Genomic DNA, 18,225 nt, shown 5'->3' on the forward strand with positions numbered 1-18,225 from the left:
ATGGATCACTTCCATGCAGAAAGATCTGGCTCATCGTGGACCAGACCGGCAGGATATTTATCGCGAGGAATCCATGTTTTTCGGGCATATGCTATTACAGGTTACTCCGGAATCCATCTATGACTCCTCACCCTATGAAGAAGATGGCTTTGTAATCACAGCTTATGCGCGTCTTGATGAACGCGAGGCAATCATGGATAGAATTAATACGCATCCATCGGAACGCGAAACTATCACCGACCCACTTTTACTGTTACGGTCTTATATCAAATTCGGAAAAGATTTTGTCAAAGATATTTATGGGGATTTTGCCTTCGCCATCTGGAACAAAGAAAAAAAAGAACTCTTTTGTGCCAGAGATCAAATGGGGGTAAAGCCATTTCTTTATTATTTTGAAAATAACAGATTTGTTTTTTCTACGGAATTAAAATCACTAGTACAACTTCCTTTTGTAAAAACTGAAGTTGACCATCTACATTTGAGGGATGAGGCAATAGGCCTATGTGATGCTCCTACTAAAACTGCTTGGAAAAACATTTACAGACTTAAAGCCGCCAGTTATCTTAAAATAGATAAATACCAGATTTTAATTTTTAAATACTGGGATTTAAATAAAAAAAATAAAAATTTAAATACGGAAGAAGATTGGGCTAAGACATTGAGAAGTTTACTTGAAAAAGTGATTGCAGACCAAACGAGGGTAATTAGCGAAGTTGGAGTTCCTCTAAGTGGAGGTTTAGATTCAAGCACCATTGCCTGTATTACTGCTAGAAAGTTTGCAAAAGAAAATAAGAAGATTATTTCTGCTTCGTCCGTCCTTGACAAAAATTATTGTGAGCCAAGCCTCCGTGATGAAATGGACTACATAAACGAAGTCATAAAGCAGGAAAAAAATATAGATCCTACTTTTATTTATCATTCTACACTAAAATATTCCTTAAAAGATCTTTTTTCCAAATTTGATGACAATTATGCCCCTGTTGTACATTCATATTATTTAGATGAGGCCATCTTTTCCAAATTTCAAGAAAAATCAGTGCGTCGAATGTTGTCCGGGGTATTGGGAGATATTACCACATCTAATAGTACTGTATCCCCACTACCCATTTTAATGCGAAATGGGAGTTTCTCCAAATTTTTCAGATTAAGTAGACGTTTCCGAAAAAATATGAATTTAAGTTATTATACTCTTATAACCAGATACATAACCGAACCAATTTTACCATTTTTCTTCCGCGAAATTGTTCACTCCGTTTTGAGAATTTATAAACCCTGGACTATTTTAAATTTCCCTCTGGAATTTCAGGATAGAGTAAAAAAAAGCCTGCAAAAAAGGATGAAAGATTTTTACAGAAAATTTTATTTGGATCAGTTTAATATTAAAAACAGTATTTGGCCAGAGGAATTTGAAAACTTTGGTGAAGAATATGATTGTAATTCTTCCCATCATCAAATTGAAATAACATATCCCTTATTAGACAGACGAATAATTGAATTCATGGTTCAGTTACCGGTTGAACATTATTATATGGGGGGATTAAAACGGGGGCTAATCAGAAAAGCAATGGAAAATATATTACCCGATAAGAATAGGTTAAGATTCGACAAATTGCCTTACTCACCTGCTTATAAACAAATAAATCAAAATTATCTCGCAAAGTTTAAGGAATCATTGAGCGAAAGTAACTACAATAATGCTTTAATAAGTAACGCAAAATTAAAAGAATCTCTTGAAAATATCCTAATTTATGATAACTTAGCGTCAACTTATTGGGAGGTATTAGGGATTTATGGCTGGATACAGTTCGATAATTGGACAATTGAAAATAAAGAAAAATTAGTAAAATAGCACCTAAGTCATGAAAGAAAATAATTCTAAAAAACAATGGACAAAACCCCAAATTAAGTCTGAATTGAAAATCAAGGAAACCCTTTCAAGGGGAGGAAAGGGCGGTGATGGTGGAGCTACAAACCAATCAAGGTCATGATTTTTTATGAATTTACGCTGAACTAATACTTACAATTTTTTATAAGTATTTTTTTTGGGAACTACTTTCAAAACAACCTTCAACCTAGATTTGGTTGTCCCAAAGGGAAAGGATTACAAGGTTTATGAAAAACCACAGGAATACATAATACAGTTTCTTTTACTCAGCTTAGGCCTTGAAAAGAACTAATCATTAGTGTCTTAGTTGGGTTTTCGCTTACTCAGTTACCAAGTTTAAGAGCTATTTACTATTACATCCTCTTTTCAAGGTTAAGATAACACCCTTCCAGTTCATAATCTTTTTAGGATATGAAATATTTTACAATATAAATTTGAAAGATATCTTATTGTCATTGTCCTGAATTCGCTTACTTTTCGGTTTATTATGTAGTATAAACCCATCAAGTGCAAGATTTCTTGGGAATTTTTTAAATTTAGTTAATATATCCGCACCAATAATACATGTAAACCACGATTACATTAATCTGATCTATTTACTTAAAATCTGGTGAATTTTTCATACATTTTTATTCGAACTTGATCTTTAAAGACATACTCAGCAGTAAAGCCATCATTTAGAATCTCCTTGTTCACAATTTAGAAAGTTCATTAGTAGATTTACTATTCACTTCTACCTTGGAGAAACTGCAATAAACTTTCAAATCTAATTCTTCTTATTTAAAAGATTGTTGATTTCGAGTATGCTGTTGAACTTTTTATGCCAAATAAGTTTATTAATTTCGATTGAGTTCCTCGGCACAATATCTTAGTTATACTTCTCATATCTTTTTGGATTCAGATTTGAACTTCATTTAAATCTACTACCTCAATTTTGTTTAACGCATATCCGCAATTATCCACTTAATTTTCATAATCCTTACTATGTCGACTCTTCTATATCACGCTTTTTCAGGCATGGTATAGTTGTCTCGGCTTCGTTAATCAAGGAGAACCTGTGTATTTCATCGAGTATATATTGAGGTTATCGAGTACTTCCGAATTTACACATAACAGTTAAATTTTTTACAATAGTTTAGTCAAAAGCTGTAAAACCTCCGAATAGCTGGGGCCTTGTGCTTAGTTAAACATTTTTTAATTTTTACTCATACATAAATGATAAATCAGGTAAATGATAAGGTACTTTCCAGCAAAATCGGTAATGAGGCTGTTCTAATGTGTATGGAAGCCGAGTCTTACTACGGTCTTGATCCTATAGGAAGCAGAATCTGGCAATTATTAATAGAATCACCGAAAACTATTCAGGAAGTCATTGATGTACTTTTACAGGAATATGATGTAGATCAAGAAACCTGTAGCAGGGATGTTCATAGTTTTATTGATGAGATGATTTCGCGAAAGCTCATTCTTAATGAATCGATTGCAGCATGATAGGTTCATTTATACCGGCGAGGAAATTATCATTTTCAGAGATCACTCTACTTCCTGAAGCAATATTACTCCTTTTTATATATCGCTTAAAAGTTAGTTATCAGGCTTCAAGGAAATGGATGCCAGCACCTGTTTCAGAAACTTCTCACAGCAGAGGTGAAGCTAAAATAGGAAAAGCCTTATTAATAGCTACCATAATTAATGGTCTGGAAAATCGTACCCCCTGGAAGAATACTTGTCTTGTCAAAGCACTTGCAACCCGAAAAATGCTTGAACGACGATCTTATGACAACACCTTACACATAGGAGTAACACCAACTCCTGACAAAAAGTTTAGAGCCCATGCCTGGTTATCTATAGGAGGTACTAATATTTTAGGAGGTGAACATCTGGATGGTTTCTTTGAAATATCCGGATTTCAATAGATAAACAAAAGAAAATTGGCAAACCTTACTTTTCTAAATCGTGAAGTTCTTCATCAACGTCACCGCTTATCTCATCAGCAGATCGATGCGCTACTAAATGAGAATCGAAGTAAGGATTATCTTCAGGAAAAATATCATCTACTTTTTCAGGTAGGTGAATTCGACAAGATAACAGATGCTTTCCGAAAGTCTACGATCCCATTCACTCCATTAAAAGGCCCGATGCTATCTTACCGGCTTCACCAGGAAGCCAGTTACAGGTACTCTAATGATCTGGATCTATTGGTTTCGCCAAAAGATATTGAAAGATGTATTTCTATACTCGAACTGCATGGCTACAAAACAGCTCTTTTCCCCTGGCCAGATAATTCAAAAAAAAGAAAAAGATTAATAAAACTGTCAAATCAAATATTGCTTTCAAACCCTGAAAACAATATTAACATTGAAATTCACTGGAAATTATTTAAATCCAGAGTTACTGATGATCGAACTCTTTCAGAAGTAATTAAATCAAATACCGGAAACCTAATATTTCAAAATCGAAGCTTCCAGATTTTTGATAATGAACTGGAACTATTGTATTTAATTATTCACGGTGGGAAGCATGCCTGGTTTAGGTTAAAGTGGCTCGTTGATGTGAGAGATTTCTTAGCAAACATCACTTTTGACGAACATAAATTTGTGGAGCTGACTACCCAATTGAATGCGACCCGCATGGTAGCCCTCTGCAATTCAACCCTGGAAAAATACTTCCCTGAATCTTCTCTAGTACCCTGCTTACCTGAAACAGATATAGCAAAACTTTCTGATTTTGCGATCACACAAATCGAATATGAAGACTATTATAGCAAATCATTTCTGGATCGAATTAAGACATATCTTTTTGAACTGAAATGCTTTCCAGGCTTCAGGTTTAAATTAAGTACTATTGCAATAATATTCTACGGAAAGTATTCCAAAGTGTTCGAGTTCTATCGCAACTGATTCTTTTTGTAATTTCCCTCGGAAGAATTTATTTTCAAGTATTCATTTCTTTATGAAAATTGACCCATATTTTACTAAAAGCCTGAAAATGCTTTTAAATTTTCGTCCGGGAAAAATTCTACTTCTTTTTACTTTAACGCTTTTCCTTGGAGTATTTTCCGGACTCTCGATTGTACTCCTGATACCACTCTTGCAATTATTAACTGCTGAAACCAGTGATAATCAGAATCCTATTGCAAAATTTTTTAAAGAGCTGGCAGAAAAGGTCAACTTTCAATTAAACCTGGAAACCATTCTTATAATTTACGTCCTGCTACTGTCGTTTATGGCAGTTTTGCAATTATGGAAAAGCTTGCTAGATGCCAGATATCAACAAAGGTTTATTTACGAAATACGTAACAGATTATTCCGGAAGATTATCAAGGCCGACTGGCAGTTATTAAATAATCGAAGCAAAACTGGTCACTTACAGGTTCTAAGTACCGAAATTCCCAATCTGGCTGATTATTTCTTTTTTATCATGCGGGTACTTACCGGTTTGATTATGGCAGGATCTTACCTGGTTTGGGCAATGTTCGTCTCAAGTAAGTTTACGCTATTCATTTCTTTTATAGGAATACTGGTTTTCATACTGCTTCGTAAATTTATGTTCAGAGCTTTTGATCTAGGTGAGAGATTTCTGGATTCCTATAATCATCTTCTTAAATATATTGATGACTTCTGGACTACCGTAAAGATTGCTAAGGTCCATGGGTCTGAAGCATTTTATTACAAAAAATTTGAATCTGTTTCTTCATCCCTTCTAAAACTGGATATGAAGATGCAGAAAAACAGCGCTTACCCTACCTTTTTCTATCGAATTTCCGGAATAATCGTCCTTACATTAGTAGTCTATTTAGGTTATAAATTCGATCTAATTCCTCTAACCTCATTTTTTATATTGATTATATTATTTTCAAAGGTTTACCCGCAGTTCACAACGATAAGTACCGATATCAATATTATAATAAGCAATTTCGCTTCCGTACGAATGGTGATGCAACTCGATGAAAACTTTTCTGCTACAAACGTAGATTTTTCAACCCCCAAAAATGTAATTCGGTTACAAAATCAACTTCGAATTACAAATCTGAATTTTTCCTATGATAATGAAGAACTATTCCACGATTTTAGTGCTAGTATACCCGCGTTTTCTCTTACAGGAATCATTGGTGAATCAGGTAAAGGAAAAACGACCTTAATCGATTTGATCGCTGGTTTACAACAACAAAAATCTGGCGAAATAATGGTAGATGATGAGATACTTGAAGATGAAAACTTACAGAGTTGGAGACATCAAATTGGGTATCTACCTCAGGATGCTTTTTTTATAGATGGAACTTTACGCGAAAATCTAATTTGGGACAATCCTGGAAAAATATCAGATAAAGAGATTAGGTATACTTTATTGCAAGTACGAGGTTCACATCTTTTAGATCGCTTAGAAAACGGACTTGATGAAGTGATTGTGAATTACCAATTTCACTTCTCAGGAGGTGAAAGACAACGTCTTGCACTCGCCCGGGTTCTATTAAGACAGCCGCAGATACTTCTGCTCGATGAAGCTACTTCATCTCTGGATGAAATTAGCGAAAAGCTAATTATGGAACTTCTGGTACAATTAAAGAGTGAGATCACTATTTTGTTCGTAACACACAGGCTTTCAATTTTACCTTTTTGTGACAAAGTTATTAAACTCAGGTAATTAAACGCTTGCTTGAAGATTATCAAAAGTGCTGGAAAATAACTGAAGAATGAGGTATTCGGAAGTTAGTACCACTTCCAAATACTCACAATCTATCACATGCCTTTCATGACTAGCATTTATATAGGAAATTTATGCTACCTACTTAAATACCAAATTATAGTTTCTTTTAAAGCATCTTCAAATTCTGAATCTGCTTTCCAGTTCAATTGAGACCTGATCTTACTGGCATCAATGGCGTACCGCTGATCATGCCCTGCTCTATCCTTTACAAAGGCAATCTGTTCACTATAGCTTCCGGAATCCTTCGGTTTAAGTTCATCCAGCAATTTACAGATCTTTTGAGCAAGCTCTATATTCTGCATTTCTGCGTCACCTCCAATATTATATACCTCACCAGCTTTAGCTTCCGCATAAACCAGACTGATCGCTTTTACATGATCCAGCACATATAACCAGTCACGCACATTCTTTCCGTTGCCATAGATAGGAATATTTTCACCGCTTATAGCCTTTCGAATTATCGTTGGAATCAGCTTTTCTTTATGCTGCTTTGGACCGTAATTATTGGAGCAGTTCGTAATGACCGTATTCATTCCATAAGTATGATGGTAACTACGCACTACCATGTCTGAAGCAGCTTTACTTGCCGAATAAGGAGAGTTCGGAGCATAGGGAGTTTCTTCAGTAAAATACCCGGTATTACCAAGACTACCATACACTTCATCTGTGGAAATATGGTGGAATTTGCAATTATTATATTCTTCCCTGTATTCAAACGGAGTTTTCATCCAGGTCTTAAAGGCTACATCCAGCAGGTTAAAAGTTCCGTTTACATTAGTTTCGATAAAAACACCTGGATTGCTAATAGAATTATCTACATGAGATTCCGCAGCAAAATGTATAACTCCCTGGATATGATGATCCTGGAAGATCTTTTCAATCAAGTCACGGTTGCGGATGTCACCTTCTATAAAACTATAGCGAGGGTTGGATTCCTCTTCGCTAAGATTCTCCAGATCACCGGCATAGGTAAGCGCATCGAGATTAATCATATGCTGTTCCGGAAATTGCTCCAGGTAATAAGGTATAAAATTGGAACCTATAAAACCTGCACCACCGGTAACCAGGATCGTTTTGTTTAGATCGTTCATTGTCCTGCTCTCTTTAATAAATATTCACCATAGGATGATTTCCCCAGTTTTCCTGCAAGTTGCACCAGATCCTGCTTGTTTATATAGCCTTTTTCATAAGCGATCTCTTCCAGGCAGGCTACTTTGAGTCCCTGTCTTTTTTCTAGGGTATGAATAAAATTACCTGCTTCGAGCATCGATTCATGGGTTCCTGTATCCAGCCAGGCATAACCCCTATGCATAATCTCCATTTTAAGATTACGATCATCAAGGTATGACTGTATCACAGAAGTGATCTCCAGTTCCCCACGTTTGCTAGGTTTCACATTCTTAGCAACTTCGATAACCGAATTTGGGAAAAAGTACAGACCTACAATCGCATAATTTGATTTTGGTAATTCTGGCTTCTCTTCTACGCTTAGAACGTTCCCTTCCGCATCAAATTCTGCCACCCCATACCTGGAAGGCTCGTTTACATAGTATCCAAAGACTCCAGTTTTCTGCTCCTGTTCTACCGTAGCGACCGACTTCCGAAGTAAACTTGTAAATCCATGTCCGTAAAAAATATTATCTCCCAGAATTAAAGCAACGTCATCACCATCTATAAATTCTTCCCCTATAATAAAAGCCTGCGCTAGACCATCTGGTGATTCCTGTACCGCATATTGAAAGTTCATGCCAAGATCATTCCCATCACCCAGCAGTTTTTCAAAATTACTTCTGTCCTGTGGTGTCGTAATAATCAGAATTTCCCTGATACCGGCAAGCATTAATACTGAAAGTGGATAGTAGATCATTGGCTTATCATAAACATTCAGCAACTGCTTGGACACTCCTTTAGTAATAGGATATAATCGGGTACCTGAACCTCCGGCAAGAATAATTCCTTTCATTTTCTAAAATTTATATGGCATTGCTGCAAATCTAGCTATTTCACCAGAAACCAGTTATTCAGCAGTTTTTCGCGATTATACAACATTTCTTCGCCTGTTTTATGATCATACACAGTCTTACCAGCAAAAGTGCAGATCGCCTGTCCTGCCGCCGTATCCCATTCCATAGTAGGAGCAAAACGCGGATACTGATCTGCCTTACCTTCAGCTACCATACAAAGCTTCAAAGAACTCCCCTTAGAAATGCTATCTACTTCACCGTGCTTTTCTTCAAGCTGACTGATATAATCTTTAGTTTCTTCTGAAAGATGGGATTTACTGGCTACTACGGTGAATTTTTTATTCAAATTTTTCTTCGGAAGTTTTACTGCGGAAGATTCCAAACTTTCCATTCCTTCGAAATCCACGATATCATCGACCTTAAAAGAACCCATATTTTCGGCAGCGTAATACAGTTCCTTAAGCGCCGGAACATAAATCACTCCCATCACGGGTTTTTGATCCCTAACCAGGGCAATATTTACCGTAAACTCCCCATTTTTCTTGATAAATTCCTTCGTACCATCGATAGGATCCACGATCCATAAGCTGGACCAGTTCTTTCGTTCTTCATAGGAAAGATCCCTTCCCTCTTCTGAAAGCACCGGAATATCTGTAGCTGCAAGATGCTGCATGATAATTTCATGTGAAGCCAGATCGGCTTTTGTAAGTGGAGAGTCATCTCCTTTAAAATCTACCTCAAAATCTTCATTTTCGTAGATCTCCATAATTCTTTTCCCAGCTTCCAGTGAAGCTAAGATCGCAATCTCTAAATTCTTTTCCATATGATGAAAGTCTTCTTGTAATTTGTGATTATTTATAATATCGCTGAAACCATTCAAGATATCTTTTAATTCCTTCTTCTATATCTACCTTTGGCTTATAGCCATAGCGTTCCATAAGCGGCCGGGAGTCTGCCCAGGTTCTATTCACATCCCCCTGCTGCATGGGCATCAGGTTCTTTTTAGCCTTGATTCTTAACTGCTTTTCAATTTGCTCAATAAAATCCAGCAATTTTACCGGCTGGCTGTTTCCAATATTAAATATGCGGTGGAGTGCATTTTTATCTGTTTCTGAATCATTGATTACCGCTTTCACTCCATTAATGATATCATCTACAAAGGTAAAGTCTCTTTCCAGGTTCCCTTCGTTAAATACCCGGATCGGTTCTCCATTCTTAATTGCATTTACAAATAGAAACATCGCCATATCTGGTCTTCCCCAGGGTCCGTATACTGTAAAAAATCTCAAACCTGTACAGCGAATTCCGTAGAGATGGCTGTAGGTATAAGCCATTAGTTCATTGCTTCGCTTCGTTGCCGCATATAAACTAATAGGCTCATCTACTCTGTCTTCTTCAGAAAATGGAACCTTTTTGTTCTGTCCATAGACACTGGAAGAACTGGCATAAACAAAATCTTTAATGTTGTAAAGTCGACAGCATTCGAGAATGTTGGCAAAACCTACAAGATTACTATCGATGTAAGCCTGAGGATTTTCGATGCTATATCGTACTCCTGCCTGCGCAGCCAGATTGCAAACCAGGTCTAACTCGTAAACCTTAAAAAGTCCAGGTAAGTTTTCGCGATCCTGAAGATCCATCTTATGGAAAATGAAATCGGGATACTGCTGACTATTCAATGGCTGATTATATGCGGAATCTGCCGCCGTAATAATTCCTAGTTCAGCAAGACGTGCAATTTTCAGGGATGGGCAGTAATAATCATTAAGATTGTCCAGACCAATTACTACATGTCCTTCCTGCAAAAGTTTTTTGCAAAGGTGAAATCCAATAAATCCGGCTGCCCCGGTAACTAATATCTTCATAAAGATTATAAGCTCAAATGATCAACAACTGCAGAGTTTGATTGCCTCCTAACAGTTCGTTGCTAAAATATTGGATTAAACCGATAAATTATAATATTAAGGAGCTAAGTGTTCCTAAACTACGTCGTGCACGCTGGCAGTAAGTATCCAGCCCAGTTCTTCGAGGATCAGTTTTAGCTTTTTATCACCAACCTCTTTGATCACTGCCGTTTGATTCGCCATTTTACCCGATTTTAGTTTTACCTGATCTCCGGGTTTGAACTGGGTAACTTCCAGATCTGAGATCTTATCATTATTAAGCCAGGACCGTATTGCTTTGATTTCAGCATCCTTAGCAATAGCCGGTTTATGAAGCCATTGTAGAAAATTAACCACACCGGGCGCATCAAAGACCTTTGACCTCTCACTTTCAGCGATATTTACAAAGATATAGGATCTGAATAATGGAACCGTGACTTTCTTCTTACGGTCACTCCATTGACGGACTTCCACGATGGTAGGACAGAATACTTCTATTCCCATTCTGGATAGATATTCTGAAGTTTTGATCTCGTGTTGTGATTTGGTTCTTGCTACGTACCAGGGCATACTGCGATAGGTTTAATGAATGTTCAGTTTCACAGTAGGGTGCATAAACTATTCTGATGCAAAGTTCGGAAATTTCAGGCAGGGGAACAATTTTTTACAACCTTCAAATCGATCGTCTGTAACATTACTAGAAGTTGTGGAGCTGAGGTTAATTAAATGGTCGTTATCATCTCGGAAGACAGACGATAATAAAATTTCGACGAATTTATAATGTTGAGGTTCGCTTTTGATTTGGGACGATCTAAATTGATTTTACAGGCTTCCTTCGACAGGTTCAGGATGGCGGCAGTGTCTTATCTAAAACCTATTATTTGATAAGAAATATTGGTATAATATTCGACTACCTATTCTCTGATTTTCTTTGACGAACATCCTTCGACAGGCTCAGGATGGCAACTAAGCTATTATAAGATTACACACTATGAGATTTACTGATATGAAATTTCATTTCATAAACAACTTTGTGAGTATCCTTGGGCAAGCACCTTTCTTCAAACTTCCTTCGACAGGCTCGGGACAAGCTTATCGCCCAGTCAATATATAAAACAAAAAAACCCAAACTTTTCAGTTTGGGTTTTTAACATTCTTGTTGGCCTACTAGGGCTACTAGACTTTTTTCATAATTTTTAACTAGTATTAACTCCATATGTTACAGTATACCTCCCATTTGTTTAACCATAATTAATCGATATTAATCATCTTTAGAAAAACTTTTTCCCCCTATAAAGCCCCCTGTTTAATCAATTTTAATTAGTTTTAATAAGAATTCTACTACATCCTATTAACTTCAGTTCAAATATATGCAGGTATCATTTACCCTTCGAAAAGATAAGATCACCAAAAGTGGGCTGATGCCTGTAAGAATGTTGATCACCTCTAATGGCGAGCGAATTCGAAAAAGTGTGCGCAATGTAAAAACCCTAGAGAAGTATTGGAAAAATCAAAGAATTAAACCTAATCTGAAATCTGAGGATTATAATTTTCATGTAGAATATAATAAACAGCTAGATGATCTTGAAAACAAGGTTAAACTAATATTTCGATATGCCCTTTTGAACGACATTGAGGCTGACAAGAATTACATTCTTCAACAGTTAGATAACAAAAACTTTGGTAAAAATTCCATCGCTCCCAAATTCATTGATTCGTTTGATGAGTTTATAGAAACTAATCGCAGCTCTAAAGCGGAGGGTACAATAAAGAAATATGTATCAACAATAAATTTCATCAAAGACTTTCAACAGTATTCAAATTATGATCTAAGCTTCAATAATATTGATTTGAACTTCTATGAAAAGTTTCGCGATTATGCCTTTAATGAAAGGAATACTCTAAATAATTATTTTGGACGACTTATAGCTGGAATCAAAACTTTTATGAACTGGGCTTATGAAAGAAATTATCATGAGAACCTTGAGTTTAAAAAATTTAAAACGATTCACAATACTATCGAAGTTATTTACTTAACGATGGATGAATTGATGGCGCTTTATAACTATAAGTTTGATTCCAAGAGACTAGAACACGTTAGAGATTTCTATTGTATGGGTGCGTTCACCGGACTCCGTTTCAGTGATTTGAGCCAACTTAAGCCATCTAATATTTACCCTGATGAAATTCGGCTAAGTATTCAAAAAACTAAAAGCATAGGACATGTAACACCTCTCAATAATTTTTCTAAAGCGATACTTAAAAAGTATGCTGGTACCATCTACGAACCTATTCCTTCCATTTCTGGACAAAAGTTTAATAAGTATATAAAAGAATGTTGCAAGAAAGTCGGAATAGATACACCGGTTAATACCACAAGATATATTGGCCAAAGACGAGTAGATAAAGTACAACCAAAGCATGAGCTCATCACTAGTCACACCGCCAAAAAAAGCTTTATTACGAATTCCCTTATTTTGGGTATGAAAGAGATGGTTGTTCGAAATATAACTGGAAATATTGATGAAAAATCATTTAAGCGTTACGTAGAAATTGCTGAAGATTTTAAAAAGCAGGAAATGGATAATACCTGGAACAAATTATAATGAAAGATTATTACGCTAAAAGAGTACTATTTGAGAAAAAGAAAGAGGAGCTAGAAAACAATTATGCTTCTAAGCATCCGACATTATATGATCGGATCATTTCCTTGGAACAGATGAACTATTTAAATTTAATTGATAGAACATTTTTTCTAATTAAACTAAGAGAAGACTTCTATTTTGAACATAAAGAGATATTAGGCTCTGAAACGGAAGAACCCAAAGAACTAAATTATCCAGAATTACCTGGGATCGACCACTTATTGAATAACTATTCAATCGAAGATCATATCATTAAAACTGACAACCGTCTTACTAAAAAAATCAGGGATAATTTTAGAGATATACGAATAGCTTACAACTTAGGTGATTTTCAATATATTATGAAAAACGATAGACCAACTTTATTCCATGACCCAAATCTCCTTTGTATCTCACCCTTTCTTTATGATCTTGATACTTGGTTTAAAATTATTAGAAATGATATTTCTAAGATAAATATTCAACCTGTCATACGAGGTGAAAAGAAGACTGAAAACGTTGAAGAGTATTTAGGTATTAAGAATAAGCTCAAATTTGTTCCAATTGAAATAGAGAGAAGAATTGGTTATCCACTTATTAAAAATTACTTAAACCCTTTTCAGGTAGTTTTAAACATTGATACCCCATTACTTTTATCGATGCTAGATACTCTAAAATTTAATCACTTAACCGGATCTCTTAGCTTTGATTCCCTAACCAGGAAAGAACTAAATGCTTCCGAAAAACTTGAACTCAGAGGGATTTTAAAATTGAAGCATGACAAACAAAGCCTTTATAGAGTATTCTCAACTTTCTTTAAGCACTTAGATATAGAAGAAATTAATTATAAAAATGAATTACGCTCCTTCATTGAATTCTTCCATATAGAAAATGAACAGCACATCCATAAGAGTATTCCTGATTTTAATTTTCTAAGTAGAGATTGGAAAGACTTCGCAGGACTTTTAAAATATCTTCGGGATAAGAAAGCAATAGTTTCAGAGGTCAAAAGCCTTTATCGGTTATTTAATAGTTTAAATATTGAACATAATCATACGAAATCAACATTCAACACTTACTACAGAAAAGAAGTAGATCTACCTAAAAATTATATAAAATCATTAAACTTCTATCTTCTTTAAAAATTTAATTTTCCTTGGTACCCCCTATTAATTAAATAATGAACATCCTATTTCAAAAAAGGATCTAGAAACCACCCACCCATTTATAGAATTTAGTAGAACAAAACAGAAATGAATTGTTTAACTAAATCTATTAATTATGTACAAACCCATTCTTTATGGTTTCACAAAAAAAGACCTAGAACATACTGTTGAACTGGTCGTAAACAGGATTCGGAAAACCGAGTTAGTAAATCAGACCGTTATAGACCCAAAGGAAGATCGATTATCCCAAAAAGAGGCAGCTAAATTATTTGGTAAAACTGAGCAATGCTTAATTGGGTGGAGAAAAAAGAAACTTATCCCATTCTATAAAATAGCAGGTTCCGTATTCTATTCTAAAAGAGAACTTCTCGAAACCGCCCGAAATAATCCCGACTTGGTTAAATCTTAACCAAAAAAAACGTGGAGCTGTCACTCCACGTCTAATTCTTTTTACAACCGTTTAACTAGTTGAAAGCTATGCAAATATACGGCTTTTCAACCAAAAAAATCATTTTATGAAAGCTAAAAGTAGTTTCTATGGATTTGAAAACCCAAAGAATAAAACCGTTTACCATCAAACTTCAGATTACATCTTTTCCAAATACAAATTGCGCTACAATGAAATATCCCATGATTACGAAATACGACTCTTAAATGATACTAAATGGGATATATTGAATCTACAGTCTTTATTAATTGAACTTGAAAGTGAGGGCATAAAGATTTCAATAGCTAAACTCGAAATCTTTATCAAATCTGATTTTATAGAGTCCTATAACCCTATACGTGACTATTTTGAGAATTTACCGGAGTGGGACCAAGTTGATTGGATAAAAAAATATGCCGAGTATGTCCCAGTAGAATTTGCGGACCAATTCCAATATAACTTTAAAAAGTTTTTAGTTCGTGCTGTAAGATGTGCATTAGAACCTAATTATGTAAACAAACAATGCTTTGTCCTGGTACATCCAGGTCAGAATTCTGGTAAATCTTCCTGGTGCCGAGACATATGTCCGCCTGAATTGGAGGCATATTATACTGAAGAAATTGGCCATGGAAAAGATGCAAACATTCAATTAACCAGGAATTTCCTAATTGTTTTTGACGATTTTGATGGTGAAAATAAAAAAGACTTAGGTTCTCGGAAAGCTATGATGTCTAAGATGAGAATCAACGAGAGACTTCCATACGATCGTAAAAATTCTAAACTCCCACGTATATGCTCATTTCTAGGATCAACCAACGAATTCACTTTCCTAAAAGATGAAACTGGTTCCGTTCGGTGGCTTTGTTTTGAAATGAAAGGTAAAATCGATTTCAAATATAAAGCGGAAATAGGTATAAATAATATTTGGGCTCAGGCTTATTATTTAGCCTACCAGGATAAATCTTTTGATCCAACCTTGACTCTGGAAGATATCCGATTAAATGAGATTCGAAATTCTAAATACCGAGAATTATCTCAGGAAGAAGAAATTCTTACAAAGTACTATTACCCAGGAAAAGATATGACTGATTTCTTAACTGCAACAGAAATTACCAATGACCTTAATTCTCTCAATTTGTCTTTAAGTAAGATAAATATGGGAAGAGCACTTAGCGCTCAAAATTTTCCGAGAGTGAAACATCCAAAGCGACAACTGTATGGCTATTTAGCGAAACCTCTATTCAAAGTTAGCCCTTGGGAATTAGAAAATAAATAAATATTAAAATCATCTTACCTATTTACCTAGATAAAGGTGATTCCCTAAATATCAAGTATTTCAAATAGGTAAGATCAATGAATTAAAGTCACCTTCAGCTTACCTCAATTAGAGACCTTAGGTAAGACAGGTGACTTAATTAAGCATTGATTACAACTTCAAATAACTGATTATCAATACATAGGTAAGAAGGTAATTTAAAATTTTAAAAATGAAAAAAACGATAAATTGTGAGTCAGCCAAAAAAATCGACTTGCTTGATTTACTGCAACAATTGAATGCAGTATGTAAAAGAGAAAATAATAATGAAGCCTGGTTTCTCAGTCCTTTCCGTAACGAAACTATACCCTCTTTTAAAGTTTCAAAAAGATTAAATAAATGGTATGATCACGGGGAAGGAATTGGGGGAAACCCTATTGACTTGATTACCCGTTTAGAAAATTGCTCAGTAAGCAGTGCATTAAGCTTTTTAGGTGAAGGTTCTTTTTCTTTTCAACAGCAGAAAATTTCAAAAGGAAAAGAGGAATTTAAGTATGAAGTTCTTAAAGAACAGAATTTACAGAATAGAGCGTTATTAAATTATCTTAAATCCAGAGGTATATCTCAAACTATAGCAAAAACCTATTGTTTTGAAGTTTACTTTAATAGCCAGGGTAAGAAATACTTCGCCATTGCATTCAGAAACAATTCAGGTGGCACAGAGCTTCGCAATAAATATTTTAAAGGTTGTAAAGGTGCAAAAGATATTACCACTATTAATAACAACTCGCACACAGTAAAAATTTTCGAAGGTTTTATAGACTTCCTTACTTATCAGGATTATTTTTCCTTCAATTCAAATGCTTCTGATTTTATCATATGTAATTCCACAGCATTAGTTCGAAAAGCAGCTCCCCTCCTAAATAATTATAAATCTATAGAGATATTCTTTGATAATGATGATGCCGGTAGACGTGGTCTCAAATCCCTAAAAAGTTGTAGAGAAAATGTCATAGACAATAGTTCGAAATACAAAGATTTCAAGGACTTAAATGAATTCATCATGAACTCTAAACCTCATAAATAATTAATTAAACAGAGTGGCATTTCAAGAGGTGTGCTTGTGGCCCAAAGGCCAAAACACACTCTTGTTTTGCTCATTCTATTCACAAAAAGAAAACAAGAAAATGAAACAAGTAGTTACAAAATTTCGGTGCACCATTTTTGAAAAAAAGCTTATAAGAATAAAAGCCAAAAATGCCTCTTTAAGTGTTAGTGAATATTGCAGAAGATCTGCCATGGATAAAAAAGTCGTTCAAAGGTTAACCGAAGAGGAAATTGAAATATATCAGAATCTGGTAACATTCCACAACAACTTCAAATGGATCGGTAATATGTTTAGGAAAAAAGATCCAGGTCTAACCAAGGCAGTATATGATTTAGCTGATGAAATAAAAGAACAATTAAAAAAATTAAGAAAATGATAAGTAAAGCCTCATGTTTATCCCACACTAAAGCTTCCATTAAATATGGATGGAATAATGAAAAAGACGCTGAAATTGTGTTTAATCAAAATTTAATAGGAGATAATCCTGAAGAGATCTCAAAGGAATTTGCAATGATTCAGCGATTGAATACGGTTTGTATTAAAAATACTATAAGTATTGTAATAAGTCCTTGCATAGAAGATAAGGAAAAATTGAATAAACGTTTGTTGAAAAACATTTGTGAGCGGTTTATGGAGAAACTTCAATTGGGTGATCGTCAAGCCATAGGTTTCACCCACAACGACAAAGCACATTTGCATATTCACCTTTATATAAATCGCGTCGACTTTCACGGTAAGGCATATAATGATTCATTCATTAGCAAGGAATGTCAGAGAATTGCAAAAGAAATAGCAAAAGAGTTGAATCTTACTACTGTCGAGGAAATTCAAATAAGGAAAAGAAACAAAACAAAAGCCGTACGAAATGAAATCCTTAAAAATCATCAATCGGTAATAAAGAAAAAACCGAAAACTATAGATGAATATTTCAAACTTTTAAAACAAAAAGAGATTGAAGTCAGACCGATTATCAATAAATCAAATCAATTGCAAGGATTCCGATACAAATTCAAAAACTCAGAATTTAAAGGAAGTGAAGTTAATTGGAAATTGACAGGTTCAAATTTAATTAAACAAATATCTCTCAACTCAAAAATATTTAAAAACGATAAAATTAAAATAGGATCTAACTTTTATGGTTTACATCCTAGTTTAGAAAAGGCGTTAAAACGCGATAATGGAAAAAACAGAGGACTAAATAGATAA

18 protein-coding genes are annotated in these 18,225 nt (G+C 34.9%); 13 read left to right on the forward strand and 5 right to left on the reverse strand.

The features are described 5' to 3' along the window. The first annotated feature begins 13 nt into the window (after positions 1–13). From JM79_RS14415 to JM79_RS14435, 6 genes are all read left to right on the forward strand, one after another. A complete protein-coding gene (locus tag JM79_RS14415; protein ID WP_185739506.1) occupies positions 14–1,849 on the forward strand; it encodes an asparagine synthase-related protein in 1,836 nt (611 codons plus the stop codon). Positions 1,850–1,859: 10 nt separating this feature from the next. Beyond that, positions 1,860–1,988: a hypothetical protein gene (locus tag JM79_RS16270; RefSeq protein ID WP_260443449.1), complete on the forward strand. Its 129-nt coding sequence runs from the start codon at positions 1,860–1,862 to the stop codon at positions 1,986–1,988. Positions 1,989–3,100: 1,112 nt separating this feature from the next. Continuing rightward, a complete protein-coding gene (locus tag JM79_RS14420; RefSeq protein ID WP_141878825.1) occupies positions 3,101–3,376 on the forward strand; it encodes a PqqD family protein in 276 nt (91 codons plus the stop codon). Further along, positions 3,373–3,801: a lasso peptide biosynthesis B2 protein gene (locus tag JM79_RS14425; RefSeq protein ID WP_141878826.1), complete on the forward strand. Its 429-nt coding sequence runs from the start codon at positions 3,373–3,375 to the stop codon at positions 3,799–3,801. Before JM79_RS14420 ends, JM79_RS14425 begins: the two co-directional genes overlap by 4 nt. A gap of 15 nt (positions 3,802–3,816) precedes the next feature. Next, positions 3,817–4,785 (forward strand): nucleotidyltransferase family protein, encoded by a 969-nt coding sequence (locus JM79_RS14430; protein ID WP_185739507.1) that lies wholly within the window; start codon positions 3,817–3,819, stop codon positions 4,783–4,785. An 88-nt stretch (positions 4,786–4,873) separates the two neighbouring features. After that, positions 4,874–6,529: an ABC transporter ATP-binding protein gene (locus tag JM79_RS14435; protein WP_185739508.1), complete on the forward strand. Its 1,656-nt coding sequence runs from the start codon at positions 4,874–4,876 to the stop codon at positions 6,527–6,529. Between the two features lie 137 nt (positions 6,530–6,666). Here JM79_RS14435 and rfbB read toward each other — a convergent pair whose 3' ends face one another. The 5 genes from rfbB to JM79_RS14460 form a co-directional block, all read right to left on the reverse strand. Next, the gene (rfbB, locus tag JM79_RS14440) at positions 6,667–7,683 is read right to left on the reverse strand and encodes a dTDP-glucose 4,6-dehydratase (RefSeq protein WP_141878829.1); all 1,017 of its coding nucleotides are present in this window, start codon (positions 7,681–7,683) and stop codon (positions 6,667–6,669) included. Continuing rightward, positions 7,680–8,555, reverse strand: coding sequence for a glucose-1-phosphate thymidylyltransferase RfbA (rfbA, locus tag JM79_RS14445; RefSeq protein WP_141878830.1), 876 nt, complete (start codon positions 8,553–8,555; stop codon positions 7,680–7,682). The genes rfbB and rfbA overlap by 4 nt, the downstream gene beginning before the upstream one ends. Before the next feature lie 35 nt (positions 8,556–8,590). Continuing rightward, positions 8,591–9,379, reverse strand: coding sequence for a 3'(2'),5'-bisphosphate nucleotidase CysQ (gene cysQ, locus JM79_RS14450; RefSeq protein WP_141878831.1), 789 nt, complete (start codon positions 9,377–9,379; stop codon positions 8,591–8,593). A 28-nt stretch (positions 9,380–9,407) separates the two neighbouring features. Next, positions 9,408–10,421, reverse strand: coding sequence for an NAD-dependent epimerase (locus JM79_RS14455; protein WP_141878832.1), 1,014 nt, complete (start codon positions 10,419–10,421; stop codon positions 9,408–9,410). A 114-nt stretch (positions 10,422–10,535) separates the two neighbouring features. Next, entirely contained in the window at positions 10,536–11,009 is a 474-nt protein-coding gene (locus JM79_RS14460; protein WP_141878833.1) for a UpxY family transcription antiterminator, read from the reverse strand. Between the two features lie 800 nt (positions 11,010–11,809). Here JM79_RS14460 and JM79_RS14465 point away from each other — a divergent pair. The 7 genes from JM79_RS14465 to JM79_RS14495 all read left to right on the forward strand — a co-directional run bounded on the left by JM79_RS14465 (position 11,810) and on the right by JM79_RS14495 (position 18,225). Continuing rightward, complete coding sequence (locus tag JM79_RS14465) at positions 11,810–13,045, forward strand: phage integrase SAM-like domain-containing protein (RefSeq protein WP_141878834.1); 1,236 nt, start codon at positions 11,810–11,812, stop codon at positions 13,043–13,045. Continuing rightward, a complete protein-coding gene (locus JM79_RS14470) occupies positions 13,045–14,205 on the forward strand; it encodes a hypothetical protein (RefSeq protein ID WP_141878835.1) in 1,161 nt (386 codons plus the stop codon). Before JM79_RS14465 ends, JM79_RS14470 begins: the two co-directional genes overlap by 1 nt. Before the next feature lie 139 nt (positions 14,206–14,344). Further along, on the forward strand, positions 14,345–14,638 hold the full coding sequence (locus JM79_RS14475; RefSeq protein WP_141878836.1) for a helix-turn-helix domain-containing protein: 294 nt from the start codon (positions 14,345–14,347) through the stop codon (positions 14,636–14,638). Positions 14,639–14,744: 106 nt separating this feature from the next. Next, complete coding sequence (locus JM79_RS14480; protein WP_141878837.1) at positions 14,745–15,932, forward strand: VapE domain-containing protein; 1,188 nt, start codon at positions 14,745–14,747, stop codon at positions 15,930–15,932. Between the two features lie 211 nt (positions 15,933–16,143). Then, a complete protein-coding gene (locus tag JM79_RS14485) occupies positions 16,144–16,998 on the forward strand; it encodes a toprim domain-containing protein (protein ID WP_141878839.1) in 855 nt (284 codons plus the stop codon). A 100-nt stretch (positions 16,999–17,098) separates the two neighbouring features. Continuing rightward, on the forward strand, positions 17,099–17,395 hold the full coding sequence (gene mbpA / locus JM79_RS14490; RefSeq protein WP_141878840.1) for a mobilization protein MbpA: 297 nt from the start codon (positions 17,099–17,101) through the stop codon (positions 17,393–17,395). Further along, positions 17,392–18,225 (forward strand): relaxase/mobilization nuclease domain-containing protein, encoded by an 834-nt coding sequence (locus JM79_RS14495; RefSeq protein WP_141878842.1) that lies wholly within the window; start codon positions 17,392–17,394, stop codon positions 18,223–18,225. The genes mbpA and JM79_RS14495 overlap by 4 nt, the downstream gene beginning before the upstream one ends.

It is taken from the genome of Gramella sp. Hel_I_59 (assembly GCF_006714895.1).
Taxonomy (GTDB): Bacteria; Bacteroidota; Bacteroidia; order Flavobacteriales; family Flavobacteriaceae; genus Christiangramia.

Excerpts from the sequence above, each read along its gene's own strand:
- JM79_RS14415 (WP_185739506.1), top strand. The coding sequence starts at position 14 with ATGCAGAAAGATCTGGCTCATCGTGGACCAGACCGGCAGGATATTTAT.
- JM79_RS16270 (WP_260443449.1), top strand. The coding sequence starts at position 1,860 with ATGAAAGAAAATAATTCTAAAAAACAATGGACAAAACCCCAAATTAAG.
- JM79_RS14420 (WP_141878825.1), top strand. The coding sequence starts at position 3,101 with ATGATAAATCAGGTAAATGATAAGGTACTTTCCAGCAAAATCGGTAAT.
- JM79_RS14425 (WP_141878826.1), top strand. The coding sequence starts at position 3,373 with ATGATAGGTTCATTTATACCGGCGAGGAAATTATCATTTTCAGAGATC.
- JM79_RS14435 (WP_185739508.1), top strand. The coding sequence starts at position 4,874 with ATGCTTTTAAATTTTCGTCCGGGAAAAATTCTACTTCTTTTTACTTTA.
- rfbB (WP_141878829.1), bottom strand. The coding sequence starts at position 7,683 with ATGAACGATCTAAACAAAACGATCCTGGTTACCGGTGGTGCAGGTTTT.
- rfbA (WP_141878830.1), bottom strand. The coding sequence starts at position 8,555 with ATGAAAGGAATTATTCTTGCCGGAGGTTCAGGTACCCGATTATATCCT.
- cysQ (WP_141878831.1), bottom strand. The coding sequence starts at position 9,379 with ATGGAAAAGAATTTAGAGATTGCGATCTTAGCTTCACTGGAAGCTGGG.
- JM79_RS14455 (WP_141878832.1), bottom strand. The coding sequence starts at position 10,421 with ATGAAGATATTAGTTACCGGGGCAGCCGGATTTATTGGATTTCACCTT.
- JM79_RS14460 (WP_141878833.1), bottom strand. The coding sequence starts at position 11,009 with ATGCCCTGGTACGTAGCAAGAACCAAATCACAACACGAGATCAAAACT.
- JM79_RS14465 (WP_141878834.1), top strand. The coding sequence starts at position 11,810 with ATGCAGGTATCATTTACCCTTCGAAAAGATAAGATCACCAAAAGTGGG.
- JM79_RS14470 (WP_141878835.1), top strand. The coding sequence starts at position 13,045 with ATGAAAGATTATTACGCTAAAAGAGTACTATTTGAGAAAAAGAAAGAG.
- JM79_RS14475 (WP_141878836.1), top strand. The coding sequence starts at position 14,345 with ATGTACAAACCCATTCTTTATGGTTTCACAAAAAAAGACCTAGAACAT.
- JM79_RS14480 (WP_141878837.1), top strand. The coding sequence starts at position 14,745 with ATGAAAGCTAAAAGTAGTTTCTATGGATTTGAAAACCCAAAGAATAAA.
- JM79_RS14485 (WP_141878839.1), top strand. The coding sequence starts at position 16,144 with ATGAAAAAAACGATAAATTGTGAGTCAGCCAAAAAAATCGACTTGCTT.
- mbpA (WP_141878840.1), top strand. The coding sequence starts at position 17,099 with ATGAAACAAGTAGTTACAAAATTTCGGTGCACCATTTTTGAAAAAAAG.
- JM79_RS14495 (WP_141878842.1), top strand. The coding sequence starts at position 17,392 with ATGATAAGTAAAGCCTCATGTTTATCCCACACTAAAGCTTCCATTAAA.